This is a genomic window from Pseudonocardia aurantiaca (genome assembly GCF_039526725.1).
Lineage (GTDB): Bacteria > Actinomycetota > Actinomycetes > Mycobacteriales > Pseudonocardiaceae > Pseudonocardia > Pseudonocardia aurantiaca.
On sequence record NZ_BAAAJG010000011.1, the window covers coordinates 181,099 to 197,904 of the forward strand.

Consider the following 16,806-nt stretch of genomic DNA (forward strand, 5'->3'; position numbering starts at 1 on the left):
CTCGATCCGGGTTGGAGGTGGCGATGGATACGGGAACGGCGCTGGTGATCGCGGTGCCTGCTGCCGTGCTCGGTGCCGCCGGATTCGGATTGGCCAGCGCCGCCCAGCAACGGGCGACCAAGGAGGTGGCGGTCACCCCGACCCTGAGCCCGCGGCTGATCGTCGAGCTGTTGGCGCGGCCGATGTGGTTGCTCGGGTTGGTGGCCACCGTCGTTGCCCTCGCCCTGCAGATCGTCGCGCTGGCCTTCGGTCCGCTCGCCGTGGTGCAACCCGTGCTCGTCACCGGGGTGGCGTTCGCCGCAGTGTTCTCGGCGATATTGCAGGGCCGGCACCCCGACCCCCTGATCCTGCTCGGTGCGCTGTGCTGTACCGCAGGCCTCTCGGCGTTCCTCCTGCTCGCCCGGCCCACCGTGGGCCCGGCCCACGACCAGTTCGACCTGCTGGCGGCCCTGCCGTTGACGGTTTTCCTGACCGTCCTCGTGATTGGCTGCCTGGCGTACGCCGCTGCCGTCCAGCACTCGTCGCGGGTGCTGGCCCTGGCGCTGGCGACCGGCGTGCTCTACGGGGTCACCGCCGGGCTGACGAAGATCATCACCAGCCAGCTGCGGGTGGGGCTGGACGAGCCCTTCCGACACCCGGTCCTCTACGTCGTCTGCGTGATCGGCCCGATCGGGTTCCTGCTGAGCCAGAACACCTTCCAGCAAGGACAGCTGGTGGCACCGGCCGTGGCCGTGATCACCAGCGTCGATCCGGTGGTCGGCGTCCTCATCGGCGCGGGCTGGTTGGGCGAGCAGATCGACAGCTCTCCCGCCCTGCTTGCCGGCGAGTGCCTCGCTGCCCTCGTCCTCATCGGCTCGATCGCGCTCATCACCGCACGTGGCACCTGGCTGCTGCACCACAGGCTCGACGCGCCGCAGCCCGCTCTCATCCCCCTTAGCCGTGCGGGTCGCCCCATCGCCGGATGAGACCCGTACCTCAGCCGCTTGACACCAACACCGTGATCCGTCTCGCGGAGAGTGGACGGACCTTCGGGTGGCGCCGATGGCTTGATGTCCTTGCTGCACCGGATCTACGCGGTGCAGGCTGGAGAAGGGCATGGAGCCGAGGACATGGCGGCGTGCTGCGCGCGTTCGGCCCGGCGGGCTGAGGCCAGGTCGGTGACCGTGGACGACTGTCACCGGAGCTCGGGAGCACCGAGCCGTGCGCGCACTAGGCGAATCTAGCGCCGCTTACCGAAGGGTCTCCGCCCCTGATCGAGGAGAGTCCGTCTGTGAGTCGCGAAGCCCGTGTCCAGTGGTTCGAAGACCGCTACCCGATCCGAGGAGTCCGTCCGGCTCGGGCATGGCTTCAGTCGGACGCGCCGGCGCTCGATCTGTCGGGCTCGTGGCGGTTCCGCTACTCACGGCGCGCCGACCTGGCCGAGCACTTCGTCGCCCCGGGCCATGACGACACCGCCTGGGACACGCTCCCGGTTCCGGCTCACTGGCAGCTGCACGGCTACGGAGCCCCGGCCTACACCAACGTCCGCTACCCGTTCCCGGTCGACCCGCCGTTCGTCCCGGACGATAACCCGACTGGTGACTACCGGCGGACGTTCCGGCTGCCTGTCGGCTTCCTCGCCGGTTCGCGGGCCGTGCTGCGGTTCGAGGGGGTCGACTCGGCGCTGAAGGTCTGGGTCAACGGGAGCGCGGTCGGGACGTCGGTGGGCAGCCGCCTGCCCGACGAGTTCGACGTCACCGACCTGCTGGCGGACGACAGGGAGAACGTGCTGGCGGTGCGGGTGCACCAGTGGTCGTCGGGCAGCTACCTCGAGGACCAGGACATGTGGTGGCTGTCAGGGATCTTCCGCGAGGTGCGGCTGCTGTCGCGTCCCGCCGGCGGGCTCGACGACGTCTTCGTGCACGCCGGATACTCCGACGGCGCAGGCACTCTGCGGATCGACACCTCGGTGCTGGCGCGGGTGCTCGTGCCGGAGCTCGGCATCGACGCGGCCACGGGCACCGAGATCGGGGTGTCGCACGTCGAGCCCTGGTCCGCGGAGGTACCGCGGTTGTACGACGCCGAGGTGGTGACGGACGTGGAGCGCGTGCGGCTGCGCGTCGGCTTCCGCGCGGTCGCGATCGTCGACGGCGTCTTCACCGTCAACGGCCGGCCGATTACGCTCCGCGGCGTCAACCGCCACGAGTTCTCGCCCGACCGCGGTCGCGCCGTCACCCGGGACGAGATGCTCACCGATGTGCTGCTGATGAAGCGACACAACATCAACGCCGTCCGCACGAGCCACTACCCGCCGCACCCGGCGTTCCTGGATCTGTGCGACGAGTACGGCCTGTGGGTTCTCGACGAGTGCGACCTGGAGACGCACGGGTTCAACGTCGTCGACTGGCGCAACAACCCGTCGGACGACCCACTCTGGGCCGAGGCTTTGGCCGACCGGATGCGGCGCACCGTCGAGCGCGACAAGAACCACCCAAGCGTGATCCTCTGGTCGTTGGGCAACGAGAGCGGCACGGGTAAGAACCTCGCGGCGATGGCGGCGTGGGTCCGTGAGAGGGACGGGTCACGGCCGATCCATTACGAGCATGACTGGTCGTGCCCGGACGTGGACGTCTACAGCCGCATGTACGCCTCGCACACCGAGGTCGCCGCGATCGCGACCCGGTCAGAGGAGCCGCTGGCGGACGCGGCGCTGGACGCGCGGCGGCGCGGCATGCCGTTCGTCCAGTGCGAGTACGCCCACGCGATGGGTAACGGACCGGGCGGCTTGGTGGAGTACCAGGAGCTGTTTGAGTCGTCGCCACGCTGCATGGGCGGGTTCGTGTGGGAGTGGATCGACCACGGCCTGCGCCAGCGCGACCCTGACGGGCGGGAGCGGTTCGCCTACGGCGGCGACTTCAGCGAGCCGCTGCACGACGGGAACTTCGTAGCAGACGGCCTGCTCTTCCCCGACCGCACGCCCTCGCCCAGCCTGCACGACTTCGCCGCGGTGATCGCGCAGGTCCGGATCGAGCCCGACGACGGGGGTGTCCGGATCAGCAACCGGTTCGACGTGCGCGACCTCGGCGGGATCACCGTCCGCTGGGCCCTCGAGATCGACGGCCTCGGGATTGCCCGCGGGGTACTTACCGTGCCGACGCTGGGGCCAGGGGAGTCCGCGTTGGTGCCGCTGCCGGCCGAGGCGACCCGGGTGCCCGCGAACTCCGCGGGGGAGTGTTGGGTGACGGTGACCGCCGAGCTGGCGCATGACGAGCCGTGGGCGCCGGCGGGCCACGTCCTGTCGCGCGGGCAGGTCGACCTTGGTGCTCGGCCCCGCGCGGAACCGGTGGGCGGATCGGGGCTCACGCGTGTCGGGCCGGACGTCACGTTCGGTGCCGGCACATTCGACGCCGCCAGCGGCAGACTCCTGCGCGTCGGTGCCGTCGAGCTGCTCGGGTCCCCCCAGCTGGACCTGTGGCGCGCGCCCACGGACAACGACTCCGGCGCCGCCTCGCACTGGCTGGTGCCCACCTGGCGGGGCCTCGGGTTCGATCGTCTGCAGCACCGTCTCGTCGCCGTCGAGGTGACCGACGATGCGCTCATGGTGCGCGAACGGGTCGCGCCCGCGGGCACCGACATCGGATTCGCGGTGACCTTCCGCTGGTCCGGGCACGGCGAGGCACTGCGGCTGGACGTCGACGTGGAGCCGCAGCGCGAGCTGCCCTGCCCGCTGCCGCGCCTCGGACTGCGCCTGAGGCTGCCGCGGCACCTCGATCGGGTGGAGTGGTTCGGCCGCGGGCCGGGGGAGGCGTACGCCGACACCGGCTACGGCACCTGGGTCGGCCGATTCCGCGCGGGCGTCGACGCCATGCAGACGCCGTACGTCCACCCCCAGGAGAACGGCAACCGGGCCGGGGTTCGCTGGGCCACGCTGACCGACGCGGCCGGCGCCGGTCTCCGCATCGAGGGCGTGCCGACGGTTGACTTGACCGTCCGGCGATGGAGCACCGAGCAACTCGATGCCGCCAGGCACACCGTCGAGCTGACCGACGAGGGGTGTCTGTTCGTCAACCTCGACGTTGCACAGCACGGGATCGGCAGCGCGTCGTGCGGCCCCGGGGTGCTCCCCGGCTACGAGCTGACGGCCGCCGCGGCGTCGTTCGCGGTGGTGCTCGGCGAGTTGCGCGCGCCCGCGGAGCGGTGACGCACCGGGTGCTACCCGCGGCGGCGTGGCCCGTCGTGGCGGCTCCGGCCGGTCGCCGTCGCCGTCGGCGGCCAGTGGCAGGCAGAGCCGGAGCCACTCGCAACGAACTGATGTTCGTCAGATCCGCTTGTCCACAAATATGCTTTGTGCACGCCATCGACTCAGGCGGAGAAACGGAAGGATTGTCATGCAGGAATTGACTTTCGACAAACTCGGCGTCTCGATCGCCGAATCGAATGACGCGCTCGGCGTCGCGGCGAGCGAGCGTTTCGCCGAGGCGGTGCGATCGGCACTGCAGACCGGGACGAGATCGCCGTCGTCCTGGCCACCGGCAACTCACAACTGAGCTTCGTTCGCGCGGTCCGTCAGCGTGACGACATCGACTGGTCGAAGATCTCGATCCTGCACCTGGACGAATACCTCGGCATGTCCGAGGACCACCCCGCCAGTTTCCGTCGCTGGATGAAGGAGAACCTGGTTCAGGTGGTTCACCCGAAGGCCTTCTACGGGCTCGAGGGCGACGCGGCATCCGTCGAGGAAGAGCGCCTGCCGCGGGGTCTCCGTCAGGGAGGCGAAGTGCCCCCGTCGTGTTGGTGCTGACCCCGGAGGCGCGGAAGGCGGACGCCGTCAAGGCGGCGCTCGAGGGCCCGATCACGCCGATGTGCCCGGCCTCCATCCGGCAGGGCCAGCCGCAGGCGCACCTGTACCTCGACCAGGATTCGGCGTCGCTGCTCGAACTCGAAGGCGCCGCCCGGTGAGATCGGCCACCGGCGCCCTGGATCGCAGCATCTGCGGTGTCGGCGAGACCGGCGGCTCGAGGTCTCCGCGGCGGGTCCGTCGGGCCTGCGCGGCTTCGAGGGAACCGCTTCGCCGGACGGCGATCGTACGGTGCTGCACGGCCCGTTCTCCGAGCAGAATGCCCGCGGTCCGCACGCACTGACGTCAGACACATGAAAATCGCTGCGCGGCGTATCGGATGACCGCGCGCCTCGGCGGCGCACACCGCCGCCGAGATACAGAACTCTTGGGCCGTCTCATGCTCAAGATGCTCGCCGAGGAGGCGACGATCTTGATGACGGCGACCAACGACACGAGGAGGGCTGATGTTTATGGGAAGCATGATGGCGTTGCGGGGGCACACCCGGGGTGGCCCCGAAGTTCTGGTGTATGAATCCGCGCCCCGGCCGACCCCGGGGGACGGCGAGGTACTGGTCGCCGTCCACGCGGCGGCGATCACGTTCGACGAATTGACCTGGCCGGAGACGTGGGCCTCCGGCGGTGTTGACCGCACTCCGGTCATCCCGTCCCACGAGTTCTCCGGCGTCGTGGCCGAGGTCGGCGACGGCGTCACCGGATTGTCCGTCGGTGACGAGGTGTACGGACTGGTCCCGTTCGACCGGGACGGCGCCGCGGCAGAGTACGTCAGCGTGCCCGCGATGAGCCTAGCCGCCCGGCCCCGCACGGTGTCGCACGTCGTCGCGGCGGCCGCCGTGCTCCCGGCGCTGACCGCATGGGAGGCCCTCGTCGAGCATGCGGCAGTCCAACCGGGCCAGCGCGTGCTGGTACACGGAGGCGCCGGCGGTGTCGGCTCCTTCCTCACCCAGCTGGCGACAGCTGTGGGAGCCAGCGTCACGAGCACGGTGCACGCCCCCGACGTGGGATACGTCCTCGCCCTGGGCGCCGAGCGCGTGATCAACACCGACCAGGAGTCGCTCGACGCGGAGACGGGGGTCTTCGACGTCGTGATCGACGCCGTCGGTCGGGACGTACCGGAAGCCCTGTTCGCGGCGCTGCGTCGTGGCGGGCGCCTGATCACCCTCCAGGAGCCTCCCTCGCGGGAGTTGGCCGACAAGTACGGCGTCACGGCCCTCTTCTTCGTCGTGGCGGCGGAGCGGGACGGCTTGGAACCGATGGCCGACATGATCGACACCGGCAAGCTGAAGGTCGGCGTCGCCGCGACGTTCCCGCTGGCCGAAGGCCGGGCCGCCTACGAGAGCGGCGCCGTCCGGAGACGCCGCCCAGGGAAGACCGTGCTGGTCGTCCGGGAGTGACCGGTGGGTCGTTGATCCTCTGCCGAGCCGCCCGCCCGTATTGCATGCTCCACCGCTGAGACCTGTGATCAGTAACGGAGTTTGAGAACTCAACCGCGGAGACGATCGCCGAGATCGGCCCCGGCCTGGCCGCCCGCGCCGCGCGGCGGCGGCGTGCGCGTAGAGCCGTGGTGCGAGATGCTCCCAGTGATCTACGACGAGATGGTCGTGCGCCGCGGCCGGCCGCTCACCGAGCTGGCCGCGGTCCTCGCGACCAATCCCGCGAAGATCTACGGCCTGTACCCGCGCAAGGGCGTGCTGCAGGTGGGCTCGGACGCCGACATCGTCGTCGTCGACCCGGCGAGGCCCACCGTGATCCGCGCGGCCGGCCAGCACACGCGGGCGACATACTCGCTGTACGAGGGCCGGACGGTGGCGGCGACCCCGACGCGCACGTTCGTGCGTGGGCGCGCCGTCCTCGCTGACGGTGAGCTCGTGCAGGAGCCCGGGTACGGCACGTTCCTCCCGCGGCGACCCGAGGACCTGGGCGGCCTCCCCCCGGTATCACACCCGGCATGAGCCTCTGGCGCCTCCCGGCCGCCGAGCAGGCCCGCGGGATCCGGGCGGGCGAGTGGTCGGCGGAGGAGGTGATGCGGTCGGTCCTCGACCGCATCGCCCAGGCAGACCCGGATCTGCGGGCCTACTGCACCCTCGACGACAGCGCACTCGACGCCGCCCGCCGGGCGGACACGGCCCGCCGGGTCGGCGAGCCGCTCGGCCCTCTCCACGGGGTGCCGTTCTCGGTCAAGGACCTCATCCCGACGGCCGGGGTCCGCACGACGCTCGGCAGCGTGGCGCACCGCGACTGGGTGCCCGCCGAGGACGAGATCGCCGTCGCCCGGCTCCGGGCCGCGGGCGCCGTGCTCGTCGGCAAGACCAACGCCCGCGAGCTGGGCTACGGGGTGGTCACCGACAACGCGCTCTTCGGGAGCACCCGCAACCCGTGGGACCCGCGCCTGACTGCGGCCGGGTCATCGGGCGGCGCCGCGGCGGCCGTTGCCGCAGGCATGGGGTCGCTGGCGCTCGGCAGCGACGGCGGGGGTTCGCTGCGCGTGCCGGCGGCGGTGTGCGGGGTGTTCTCGATCAAGCCGACATTCGGGGTGGTGCCGCTGTACCCCTCCTGCCGGGCTCCGCTCCGAGTGGGCCTCGACAGCTGGGAGTCGCTGGAGTGCATCGGTCCGATGTCGCGCACGGTCGCCGACAGCGCGCTGGTGCTGGAGGTGATCGCGGGCTTCGACGCGCAGGACCGGCACTCCGCCGCGCCCGGCTCCGTTACCTGGGGCGTGCCGGACGCCGAGCGGGCCCGCGGGCTGCGGGTGGCCTACAGCCCGGACCTCGGCATCGCCGAGGTCGCCCCCGAGGTCGCCGGGGTCGTCCGCGCCGCGGTCACGGCCGCGGCCGCCGCGCTCGACTGGGACCTCACGGTCGTCTCGCCCCGGCTGCCCGCACTGCCCGAGCTCCGCGAGACGTTCCTCGCGACCGTCGCGATGGACACCGACCGCTCGGCGCTGCGTCGGCTCGCCGACGAGGTACCCGTGTCGGCCGACATCCGCGAACTGGTGGACCGCGACTGGACCGCACACGAGTTCGACCGCGCGCGCGTGGCCCGCCGCGCGGTCCACGACGCCGTCCACGGGTTCTCGGCGCCGTTCGACCTCCTGTTGACCCCGGCGACCGCGGCGACGGCGTTCCCGGCGGGCCTCCGTTTCCCCCGCGACGGCGAGTGCGGCATCGCGGACGGACGGCAGTGGTCGCCGTTCGCCTTCCTCGCCAACCTCACCGGCCAGCCGGCGGCGAGCATCCCGGCCGGCCGCACGGCCGCGGGCCTGCCGGTCGGCCTGCAGGCTCTCGCCCCGCGGTTCGGCGACCCGCTCTTGCTCGACGTGGCGCAGGCCGTCGAGGAGCTCCGGACCCCGGCCTCCTGCTTCGCGTGATCAGGTATGCGCCCTGCTCATCCCGGTGGGTCCAGCCAGCGTGCCGCAGCGTCGAAGGTATCCCCGGGCGTGCTGTTGAAGGCGATCGCGGCATCGGGTGCATGCCGGTGCACAAGGTTGACGATGCGTTCGAACAGGTCGAGCTGGTCCTCGGACTTGCGGACGCCACCGCCGACCACGATCACCTCCCACGACCGGCTGTCGAGTGCCTCGGTCACGACTGCCTCGACGTCGTCACTCCCGTCGAGCCCGAACAAGCAGCTTTCGACCCCGACCCCGGCATCGGTGAAACGAGCCATGCCGACGGCAATCGCGTCGGCCACGGGTGCGGGGTCCCAGGGCCCGGGCACCCGGTATGGGTCGAGCCCGATCAGCAAGACTCGTGGCTCGATAGCGGTGGTGTCCACCCGTCGAAGATAGCCGCGCAGCCGGCATACAAGCGCCAGGCTCGCCTCACGAACTGCCGTACCTACCAGTTTCGTAGGGCCCCGATACAGCAGCGAAGTACAGCAACGCAGGCAGTCGGCCGCCGCCCCCGGCACTCATCGCCCGACCGATGACCTCGCTCGATGCCTCAGACGACCGGACCGCCACGAGTTCACACCGAAGCGGTCACTGGTTTGATCCCAGTATCGCCCGCAGCCGACGAGACACTCAGCCTCGAGCCGGTCGTTGAACGCGTTGATGCAGCCATCTCGGTCGGGGTGGCGGAGCCGGTCTTGTCGTCGATCACGGAAACCAGGTATTGCATCTCGGATCATCTCCTGCGGTTCGGCGCACCCTCGTGGGAGGCCTCTCACTCTGCTACGAACACCTCTGCCCCGATCCGACACCGCCTCCCGGACCGGGCGTGGTCCCCGAACAGCACCCGCCCCGCGTGCCGGGACACGTAGTGCTGGCGGCTGCCGATACCTGGGCGAGGAACACTGTCGTCGCGCTTGGTGCTGAACGTCTTGGACGCCTGGCGCCCGCTCGACTCTTGCCAGTAGGCGCGCCAGGTACCCGCCGGCGTCTTGCGGATCCCGCCGGCCATTATGCGGCCGCCTGTCCGTCGAGCCAGGCGTGGAAACGCTTGCCCGGTATCAGCCAGCGCCGGCCCACCGCTCCGCGGGTATCACCCCGCCGCGGACGTACTGATATAGGCGACGCCGCGCGAGATGCTGAGCAGGTAGGAGCGCGTTCGCGCAGGTCAGAGCGTGTGCGAACGCGAACGCCGCAGGTGGCGGCTGTGCCCGGATTCGTACGTCTTAGAGAGTGTGGCTGCGCACGATCTGCCGCAGCTCGGCCCCGGCCACCGCGACGGTGGCGTCGTCGGGCTACGGCCCGACCAGCGCGGCCCGCAGAGCGGGCCCCGGGGCGACTCGGAAGTCGAAGCCGTCGGTGTGTCGGATGTCGGTCGCCGCGTTCCCCCCGCTCACTCAGCGCCCTCCCGCAATGTCGATGAAGGCGCCGGTCACGTACGACGCCTTGTCCGAGAGCAGCCACAGGACCGCCTCGGCCACCTCCTCGGGCTCGCCCGGGCGTCCGAGCGGGATCGCGGAGGCCAACCGGGTCAGCCGCTCGGGATCGCCACCGCGGGCGTGGATGCCGGTCCTGATGAAGCCGGGCCGCACCGCGTTGACCCGGATGCCCTCGCCCGCGACCTCGAGGGACAGCCCGATGGTCAGCGTGTCGAGCGCGCCCTTGGTCGCCGCGTAGTCGACGTACTCGCCAGCCGAACCCAGCCGCGACGCCGCCGACGACACGTTGACGATCGCGCCGCCGTGGCCTCCGTGCGCGGTGGACATCCGCCGCACGGCCTCCCGGGCGCAGAGGAACGGGCCGACCACGTTGGCGTCGAGCACGCGACGCAGCCGTCGCTCGTCGATCTGGTCGACCCGGCTGCCGCCCTCCAGCACCCCGGCGTTGTTGACCAGCGCTTCGAGCCGTCCGAAGCGTCGGTCGACCTCGGTGAACATCTGCTCGACCGCGGCCTCGGAACCGACGTCGGCCCTGATCGTGGTGCCGGGGCCGTCCAGCTCGGCGAGCACCTTCTCCGCGGCGGCGTCGTCGCTGTGGTACCCGATGACCACGGCATAACCGGCGCGCGACGCGAGCCGTGCGACGGCGGCGCCGATGCCCCGGCTCCCACCGGTCACCAGCACGACTGGGCGATCCACTAGATGTCTCCGTCTGCATCGGCGATCATCTGCGCCGACCAGCGACGTTTGAGCCTCAGGCAGAGTCGGTTGAGGCGGTCGAGCACCTGGTTCAGCGGCCGCCGGACGTCAATGATCAACATCGTGCGGGTGCCGGTGCTGGTGTTGTAGACCTCGTGCTCGAAACGTGTCGTCGATGAGGATGGGCCTGCGCTCGGCCAGCTCATGCCGTATCTGATCGACACATACACGGGAATCACCGGAGCGACGCGTCCAACTGACGCATCAGTTCTCCGACCCGCCCACCGCCGCACGGGGCGACAGGGTAGCGCCTCAGAACTTCCATCACGACGGGATTCGCAAGGTCCCGCGACTGATGGACGGGCGGGTTGGATTCGGCCCTGGCAGGCGCCCGCCCGACCATCGCGGTCGGGGTAGTGCGGTTGACCGTGTGACTCGCGACACTCGAGGGGTAGCACGTGAGAATGAGGTTGCGAGATGCACGAGACCAAGCGCTGGAACATCGTCATCGATATCGACGAGCAGGATGGCCGCACCCGAGCGGTCGCCCGGCTGCATATGGGCGAGACTGATCCGCTTGTGGGTGTCGGGCTGGCCCGGCTCAACCCGGCCGATCCGGACGTGCCGGAAATCGGTGACGAGCTCGCCACAGCCCGAGCTTTGTCCGAGCTGAGCCATCATGTGCTCGACGCGGCCGCCGAGGGCCTCGAGCAAGTTACTCACCACCAGGCCCGCCTCCGCATCTGATCACGGGCGCCGCGCAGGCTCGTCCTGTACGTCCGGGAGCCGATCAGCCTCGACCAGCTCATCGGCGAGGAGGCGACAGCCAGCTCGGCGAGTTCATCGAGGACGCCGACGCCGTGGTGGCCGTGGACGCGGTGTCGTTCACGCTGCCGCAGGACCAGTTGCAGACCGTGCTGGCGACGTTGTCGGCGCGGGAGGCCGGCGTGGTCCGGCTGCGCTTCGGGCTCACCAGTCAGCCGCGCACGCTGGCCGAGGTCGGCCGGGTATACGGGTCACCCAGGAGCGGATCCGCCAGTGCCCGCTGAGACTGTGGGTGCCTGAAATTCGGCTCACGTCATGCGACCTGCTGATATTCGTGTCAGCGCCGGGGCCGCGAGCGCCGGTCCGTGCGCCCAACCCAAGCAAGGTGAGCGCGAGCGGGAGTGCGGTGAGCACGCCGATGCACGCACGTGCATCCGGCGGTGACCGAAGCCGGCCACCGTGCCGTTGGAGGTCCTCATCGTCGTTCGCGTGAGCGTGGGTAGGCGACCGGAAGTAGGTCTGGCGCAGTGTGCGTCCTCCGATCAGGGGCGGCGGTCCGCAAGGACGCAGAACTCGTTCCCCTCTGGGTCGGCAAGTACGACCCAGCTCTGATCGCCTTGGCCGACATCGGCGTGCCGAGCACCTAGGTCGAGCAGGCGACGGACCTCTTCGTCTTGCTCCCTGTCGGTTGGGTTGACGTCGAGGTGGAGCCTGTTCTTGACGGTCTTGCCCTCGGGCACGTGCGCGAATGTCAACGTCGGTGGCACTGGGCCAAGGTGGTTCTTGCCTTCAGGCGCCATAGGGGAGCCAATTGTGACAATTCCGTCGTCTTCGTCTTGCACCTCGTAGCCAAGGACCGAGCACCAGAACCGGGCGAGACCGTTGGGATCGGCACAGTCGATCGCAAGCTCGGTGAACTTACTGGTCATGTCAGGACCTCCCAGTCAAAGTAGCGGGTCCGCCACAGGCCACACGCTAATCGCAGTGTTCGACGGCGATGTAAGCCTCCCGAGGTGTGCGTTCGTCGGGGGCTTGGGGTCGCAGAGTGTTGTAGGTGTGGCGGAACAGTTTGACTTCGGCGGCGAGGGCGTTGCCGCCGCCGATGGTGGCGCGGTAGAGATGTTCGTACTTCAGCGTGTCGAAGAACCGCTCGACTACGCCGTTGGTCTGTGGGCTCCTCACCCGTGTGCGGACGTGACGGAACAGCGGGTCGTCGCAGACGAACGCGTCAGCGAAGGGCACGCCACGAAAGCATGGCCCGTCGTCTGTCACGACGACGTCCATCACTCCGCGGTCGGCACGGAGGTCGTCGAGGTCGAGGACCCGTTCGGCCTCGACTCGCGCGGTGTCGATGAGCGCTTGCCGGTTGCGGTCGAGCATGTACTCCAACATGAGACGTTCGGGTCCAGTGGTCATTCGGGGCAGCATGGGCATTGGTCGTTCAGCTCTCTTCCAGGCGCGCGGATGGCGTCTTTTGCGGGCTGGCGGCGCGCATCAGCCGCCAGACCCGCTTCGGCACCGCGGAGCTCGGGACCCCCGCCGACATCGACCTGGCCGTCCCGGGCCGCGCGCCGGGCCATCGACGGCGGCACGTGGCCGGCCTGGGAAGCGATGTAGTGCCGCGCCGCCGCGCGGTCGAAGTGCGGCTCCTCGGCCAGCGTGACGACGCACCGCAGCGACTGGATGGCCGTGGCGCCGCCGAGCGGGCGTCGGCGGGAGACGTGTGAGACTCGCGGTGTGGAGCAGGGTCAGGCGATCGTCATTCCGCCGTCGACGGCGAGGGTCTGCCCGGTGACGTAGCCGGCCGCGTCGCTGGCAAGGAACACGACGGCGGCGGCGAGCTCGGTGGGATCACCGAGGCGTCCGAGCGGGACCCGCTGGAGTCGTTGATCGAGGTAGCCGGGCTTGTACTGGTCGGTCATCTCGGAGGCGAAGAAGCCGGGAGCCAGCGCGTTGACGCGGATGCCCCTGCGCCCGCTCCATTGTTGGGCGAGGTCGCGGGTCAGGCCGATCAACCCCGCTTTGCTCGCGGCGTACGCGGCCTGCGGCAGGCCGGCCGTCGTGAGCCCGAGCACGCTCGAGATGTTGATGATGCTGCTGCCCGGCAGCATGACCCGGCCGCAGGCCTGGGCCATCCAGAAGCAGCCGTTCAGGTTGACGTCGATGACGCGTTCGAACTGCTCGGGCGTTTCGCGGATGGCCGGCACCGCCGTTCCGATGCCGGCGTTGTTCACAAGGATGTCGACCCGCCCGAACTCGGCCGTCGCGGCGTCGACGAGTGCTTCGCAGTCGCGGGGGCTGGACACGTCCGTGAGCACGGCGATCGCGCGCCTCCCGGCGTCCTCGACGAGCTTGCGTGTGTCGTTGAGGCGGTCCGCGCGGCGCGCACCGAGCACGAGGTCGGCTCCGGCTTCGGCGAGGCCATGTGCGAACGCGACTCCGAGGCCGGAGGACGCTCCGGTCACGACAGCGACGCGGCCCGCCAGCGAGAACCGGTCCAAGAGCCCTGCCATAGCTTCCTCCGAAGCGAATGATGGTTAGCCGACAGTAGGAATCGGAGCACCTTGGCGTCAACAGTCCAGTTAGAGAGCACGCACACGGCTAACCATTGATGGCTGGGTTCGTCGATCGGGTCTTCGAGGACGAGGTCGAGCGCGCTCAGGCGACGCCGACGAGTCGCAGTGCGAACTCCGTGTACTGCCAGGCCAGCTCGTTCTCGCTGAGCTCGCCGTCCTCGCGGTACCAGGCGGAGATGCCCATGCCGAGGTCGAGCAGCGCGTACGAGGTCAGGCGGGCCGAGGCGACGGAGAAGCGGCCGGCCGCGACGCCTTCGGTGACCAGGTCGCGGAAGCCGTTCTCGTACTCGGTGCGCTGCGCGAGCACCGCGCTGCGGTGCGGCTCGACGAGGCTGCGGATCTCGCGGTTGCCCACGAAGGCCTCGAGGCGATGTCGTGCGTGGTAGCGGACGTGCGCATCGACGGCCCGGCGCAGCCGCTCGACGGGGTCGCGGGTGGTGGCGACGGCGGTGCGGTGGGCGTCGAGCAGCGCGTCCATCGTGTCGGTCATGATCTGCACGAGCAGGTCCTGTTTGGACGCGACGTGCTTGTACAGGCTGGGGCCCCGGATGCCCACCGCGCCGCCGATGTCGCCCATCGTGGTGCCCTCGTAGCCCAGCTTCGTGAACAGCTCCAATGCCGCTGCGCGGATCTCGGCCGTCCGCGCCGTCGCCGTAGTCATGCGGGCCCCCCCAACTCGAGCTACCCGAGCATAGCCGCCTGCGTGACGCCCCATCGCCGGCTCTTGACGAACGCTCGTCGATCAGGTCCCATCACGGCTAATGCCAGTTAGCCATGGAGGTGCTGTGTCCGTCGACCTTGCCCCTGACCCTGCCGTCGACACGCTCGCGCGTCGCACGGCGACGTTCGTGCGCGAGGTCGTGGTGCCTGTCGAGGAGAGGCACGGTGGGGTCGCGCGTTCCGAGTCCGTGCGGACGAACCTGCAGCGCGCTGCCGTCGATGCCGGGGTGTTCGCCCCGCACGTGGCCCCCGAGTACGGCGGGCACGGGCTGGACATGCGTGGACGCGCCGTGGTGTTCGAGGAGGCCGGCTACTCGCTGCTCGGTCCGCTGGCGCTCAACATCGCCGCGCCGGACGAGGGCAACATGCACCTGCTGGAGATCATCGCGGCGCCGGAACAGAAGGAGAGGTACCTTCGGCCACTCGCTGCGGGGGCTGTCCGTTCCTCCTTCGCGATGACCGAGCCAGCTCCGGGTGCCGGGTCGGATCCGGCGGCCCTCGCGACGCGGGCGGAGCGGGTGCCCGGTGGCTGGCGAATCGACGGCCGGAAGTGGTTCATCACCGGAGCCGACGGTGCGGCGTTCACCATCTGCATGGCGCGGACGTCCGGCCGTCCCGGCGATCGCGGCGGCGCCACCATGTTCCTCGTCGACGCCGACAACCCGCGCATGAAGTTGGTGCGGCACATCGAGACGCTCGACGAGAGCCTGTACGGGGGGCATCTCGAGGTGCTGTTCGACGGTTGCGTCGTGCCCGACAGCGCGGTGCTCGGCGAGGTTGACGAGGGGTTCCGTTACGCGCAGGTGCGGCTGGGACCGGCGCGGATGACGCACTGCATGCGATGGCTGGGGATCGCCCGCCGATCGCAGGACATCGCCGTTGCACGGGCGAACCAGCGGGAGATCTTCGGTTCGAGGCTCGCCGACCTCGGCATGGTGCAGGCCATGATCGCCGACAACGAGATCGACATTGCGGCGAGCAGGGCGCTCATCCTGCAGGCGTGCTGGGAGCTCGACCTGGGCCGGTCCGGCGCGCAGTCGACCGCGATCGCGAAGACGTTCACGGCCGAGGCGGTGTGGCGGGTCGTGGACCGGGCGCTGCAGATCTGCGGTGCGCTCGGGGTGTCCGGCGATGTACTGCTCGGCCGGTATTTGCGCGAGGTACGCCCGTTCCGGATCTACGACGGACCGTCCGAGACCCACCGCTGGGCCATCGCCCAGCGCGTCGCCCGCGCGGCCGCGCGATGACGGTTCGGACCACGCTTGCGGCATCTAGCGGCGCTGCAGGCGTTCTTCGAAGCCGAGGTGCCCGGCTGCGGGCAGCTGCAGGCCGAGCTTCTGCACGGCGGCAGATCGAACCTGACCTACCGCGTCACCGACGGCCGCTCCGTCTGGGTCCTGCGGCGGCCGCCGCTCGGCGGGCTGACTCCGTCCGCGCACGACATGGCGCGGGAGTATCGAGTGGTCGCGGCGCTGCGTGACAGCGGTGTACCGGTGGCGCGGGCGGTCGCCCAGACCGACGACGTCTCGGTCATCGGTGCCCCGTTCGCGGTGGTCGAGTACGTCGACGGCCGGGCGATACGGAACCGGGAGCAGCTCGATGCGCTCACTGACGCCGAAGTCGCCCGGTGCGCGCTCGGGCTTGTCGAGGTGCTGGCGCGGCTGCACGCCGTCGACCCGGCCGCGGTCGGGCTTGCCGGGTTCGGACGAGCAGAGGGCTACCTCGCCCGGCAGATCCGCCGCTGGAACGACCAGTGGCAGAGGGTCGCGACCCGCCCGCTGGTTGGCGTCCACTCGCTGTACGAGCGGCTGGCGGCAACCTGCCCGGTCGAGAGCGGGACCGCGATCGTGCACGGCGACTTCCGCATCGACAACGTAATCCTGGACGCGGCCGACGCCGGCGTGGTGCGCGCCCTCGTCGACTGGGAGATGGCCGCGCTAGGTGACCCGCTCGCTGACCTGGGACTGCACCTGGCCTACTCCGATCCCGCGTTCGACCCGGTGCTCGGCGGGTCCGCTGCCTCGACCAGCCCTCGCCTGCCCTCCGCCGACGGCCTCGCGGCGCACTACGCCGAAGTGTCCGGTCGCGACGTCGAGGCACTGCATTTCTACGTCGCACTGGGCTACTTCAAGGCCGCCGTGATCGCGGAGGGCATCCACGCGCGGCACGTGGGTGGCATGACAGTGGGCACCGGGTTCGAGACCGCCGGGGAGGCGGTGGCCCCGCTGGTCGCGGCCGGACTGGCGGTCCTGCCGCTCGGCGGACGATCCGACGGCCGATGACATGCGTGCTCGTCCTGGCACCTGACGGAACGGCGCTTGCCGGGGGCGTCGTGGGCGGGGCACCCAAAGATGGGAATGGGGCTGACCAGCAGTGTCCCCC

At 70.3% G+C, this 16,806-nt stretch carries 18 protein-coding genes and 1 pseudogene; 12 read left to right on the forward strand and 7 right to left on the reverse strand.

What is annotated here, in order from left to right:
• Positions 1–23 precede the first annotated feature (23 nt).
• From ABD143_RS18680 to ABD143_RS18710, 7 genes are all read left to right on the forward strand, one after another.
• Complete coding sequence (locus tag ABD143_RS18680; RefSeq protein ID WP_343979636.1) at positions 24–965, forward strand: DMT family transporter; 942 nt, start codon at positions 24–26, stop codon at positions 963–965.
• 305 nt (positions 966–1,270) lie between these two features.
• Complete coding sequence (locus ABD143_RS18685; protein ID WP_343979639.1) at positions 1,271–4,180, forward strand: glycoside hydrolase family 2 TIM barrel-domain containing protein; 2,910 nt, start codon at positions 1,271–1,273, stop codon at positions 4,178–4,180.
• Between the two features lie 187 nt (positions 4,181–4,367).
• A complete protein-coding gene (locus tag ABD143_RS18690) occupies positions 4,368–4,526 on the forward strand; it encodes a hypothetical protein (RefSeq protein WP_343979642.1) in 159 nt (52 codons plus the stop codon).
• A gap of 241 nt (positions 4,527–4,767) precedes the next feature.
• Positions 4,768–4,938: a sugar phosphate isomerase family gene (locus ABD143_RS18695; protein ID WP_343979645.1), complete on the forward strand. Its 171-nt coding sequence runs from the start codon at positions 4,768–4,770 to the stop codon at positions 4,936–4,938.
• Positions 4,939–5,283: 345 nt separating this feature from the next.
• The gene (locus ABD143_RS18700) at positions 5,284–6,231 is read left to right on the forward strand and encodes an NADP-dependent oxidoreductase (RefSeq protein WP_343979649.1); all 948 of its coding nucleotides are present in this window, start codon (positions 5,284–5,286) and stop codon (positions 6,229–6,231) included.
• Positions 6,232–6,408: 177 nt separating this feature from the next.
• Positions 6,409–6,789, forward strand: a complete 381-nt coding sequence (locus tag ABD143_RS18705) for an amidohydrolase family protein (protein WP_343979652.1) — start codon at positions 6,409–6,411, stop codon at positions 6,787–6,789.
• The gene (locus tag ABD143_RS18710) at positions 6,786–8,204 is read left to right on the forward strand and encodes an amidase (RefSeq protein WP_343979654.1); all 1,419 of its coding nucleotides are present in this window, start codon (positions 6,786–6,788) and stop codon (positions 8,202–8,204) included. The genes ABD143_RS18705 and ABD143_RS18710 overlap by 4 nt, the downstream gene beginning before the upstream one ends.
• A gap of 17 nt (positions 8,205–8,221) precedes the next feature.
• On the opposite strand, the gene ABD143_RS18715 is transcribed toward ABD143_RS18710, so the two are convergent.
• From ABD143_RS18715 to ABD143_RS18725, 3 genes are all read right to left on the reverse strand, one after another.
• A complete protein-coding gene (locus ABD143_RS18715; protein ID WP_343979657.1) occupies positions 8,222–8,611 on the reverse strand; it encodes a hypothetical protein in 390 nt (129 codons plus the stop codon).
• 1,011 nt (positions 8,612–9,622) lie between these two features.
• The gene (locus ABD143_RS18720; RefSeq protein ID WP_343979660.1) at positions 9,623–10,363 is read right to left on the reverse strand and encodes an SDR family oxidoreductase; all 741 of its coding nucleotides are present in this window, start codon (positions 10,361–10,363) and stop codon (positions 9,623–9,625) included.
• Positions 10,363–10,593, reverse strand: a complete 231-nt coding sequence (locus ABD143_RS18725; RefSeq protein ID WP_343979662.1) for a hypothetical protein — start codon at positions 10,591–10,593, stop codon at positions 10,363–10,365. Before ABD143_RS18725 ends, ABD143_RS18720 begins: the two co-directional genes overlap by 1 nt.
• Before the next feature lie 247 nt (positions 10,594–10,840).
• Between ABD143_RS18725 and ABD143_RS18730 the strand changes: the two genes are divergently transcribed.
• Together ABD143_RS18730 and ABD143_RS18735 are read left to right on the forward strand one after the other, a co-directional pair.
• Positions 10,841–11,110, forward strand: coding sequence for a DUF1876 domain-containing protein (locus ABD143_RS18730; RefSeq protein WP_343979665.1), 270 nt, complete (start codon positions 10,841–10,843; stop codon positions 11,108–11,110).
• A 27-nt stretch (positions 11,111–11,137) separates the two neighbouring features.
• Positions 11,138–11,402, forward strand: a pseudogene (locus ABD143_RS18735) (sigma factor-like helix-turn-helix DNA-binding protein); the annotation flags it as partial.
• A gap of 268 nt (positions 11,403–11,670) precedes the next feature.
• Here the strand turns inward: ABD143_RS18735 and ABD143_RS18740 are convergent.
• Entirely contained in the window at positions 11,671–12,057 is a 387-nt protein-coding gene (locus tag ABD143_RS18740; protein ID WP_343979668.1) for a VOC family protein, read from the reverse strand.
• A gap of 46 nt (positions 12,058–12,103) precedes the next feature.
• Positions 12,104–12,544 (reverse strand): integrase core domain-containing protein, encoded by a 441-nt coding sequence (locus ABD143_RS18745; protein ID WP_343979671.1) that lies wholly within the window; start codon positions 12,542–12,544, stop codon positions 12,104–12,106.
• A 17-nt stretch (positions 12,545–12,561) separates the two neighbouring features.
• On the opposite strand from ABD143_RS18745, the gene ABD143_RS18750 reads away from it, so the two are divergent.
• Entirely contained in the window at positions 12,562–12,855 is a 294-nt protein-coding gene (locus ABD143_RS18750; RefSeq protein WP_343979674.1) for a hypothetical protein, read from the forward strand.
• Positions 12,856–12,876: 21 nt separating this feature from the next.
• Here ABD143_RS18750 and ABD143_RS18755 read toward each other — a convergent pair whose 3' ends face one another.
• Entirely contained in the window at positions 12,877–13,641 is a 765-nt protein-coding gene (locus tag ABD143_RS18755) for an SDR family NAD(P)-dependent oxidoreductase (protein WP_343979677.1), read from the reverse strand.
• Positions 13,642–13,786: 145 nt separating this feature from the next.
• Complete coding sequence (locus ABD143_RS18760) at positions 13,787–14,365, reverse strand: TetR/AcrR family transcriptional regulator (RefSeq protein WP_343979681.1); 579 nt, start codon at positions 14,363–14,365, stop codon at positions 13,787–13,789.
• 124 nt (positions 14,366–14,489) lie between these two features.
• Here ABD143_RS18760 and ABD143_RS18765 point away from each other — a divergent pair, with 124 nt between their 5' ends.
• Both ABD143_RS18765 and ABD143_RS18770 read left to right on the forward strand, forming a co-directional pair.
• Entirely contained in the window at positions 14,490–15,671 is a 1,182-nt protein-coding gene (locus tag ABD143_RS18765) for an acyl-CoA dehydrogenase family protein (RefSeq protein WP_343979684.1), read from the forward strand.
• Between the two features lie 15 nt (positions 15,672–15,686).
• Positions 15,687–16,706, forward strand: a complete 1,020-nt coding sequence (locus tag ABD143_RS18770) for a phosphotransferase family protein (RefSeq protein ID WP_343979688.1) — start codon at positions 15,687–15,689, stop codon at positions 16,704–16,706.
• The last annotated feature ends 100 nt before the right edge of the window (positions 16,707–16,806 follow it).

Bases quoted from the DNA above. Each gene is read 5' to 3' on its own strand.
- ABD143_RS18700 (WP_343979649.1), top strand. From the start codon at position 5,284: ATGTTTATGGGAAGCATGATGGCGTTGCGGGGGCACACCCGGGGTGGC.
- ABD143_RS18745 (WP_343979671.1), bottom strand. From the start codon at position 12,544: ATGACCACTGGACCCGAACGTCTCATGTTGGAGTACATGCTCGACCGC.
- ABD143_RS18710 (WP_343979654.1), top strand. From the start codon at position 6,786: ATGAGCCTCTGGCGCCTCCCGGCCGCCGAGCAGGCCCGCGGGATCCGG.
- ABD143_RS18760 (WP_343979681.1), bottom strand. From the start codon at position 14,365: ATGACTACGGCGACGGCGCGGACGGCCGAGATCCGCGCAGCGGCATTG.
- ABD143_RS18680 (WP_343979636.1), top strand. From the start codon at position 24: ATGGATACGGGAACGGCGCTGGTGATCGCGGTGCCTGCTGCCGTGCTC.
- ABD143_RS18740 (WP_343979668.1), bottom strand. From the start codon at position 12,057: ATGACCAGTAAGTTCACCGAGCTTGCGATCGACTGTGCCGATCCCAAC.
- ABD143_RS18690 (WP_343979642.1), top strand. From the start codon at position 4,368: ATGCAGGAATTGACTTTCGACAAACTCGGCGTCTCGATCGCCGAATCG.
- ABD143_RS18730 (WP_343979665.1), top strand. From the start codon at position 10,841: ATGCACGAGACCAAGCGCTGGAACATCGTCATCGATATCGACGAGCAG.
- ABD143_RS18755 (WP_343979677.1), bottom strand. From the start codon at position 13,641: ATGGCAGGGCTCTTGGACCGGTTCTCGCTGGCGGGCCGCGTCGCTGTC.
- ABD143_RS18705 (WP_343979652.1), top strand. From the start codon at position 6,409: ATGCTCCCAGTGATCTACGACGAGATGGTCGTGCGCCGCGGCCGGCCG.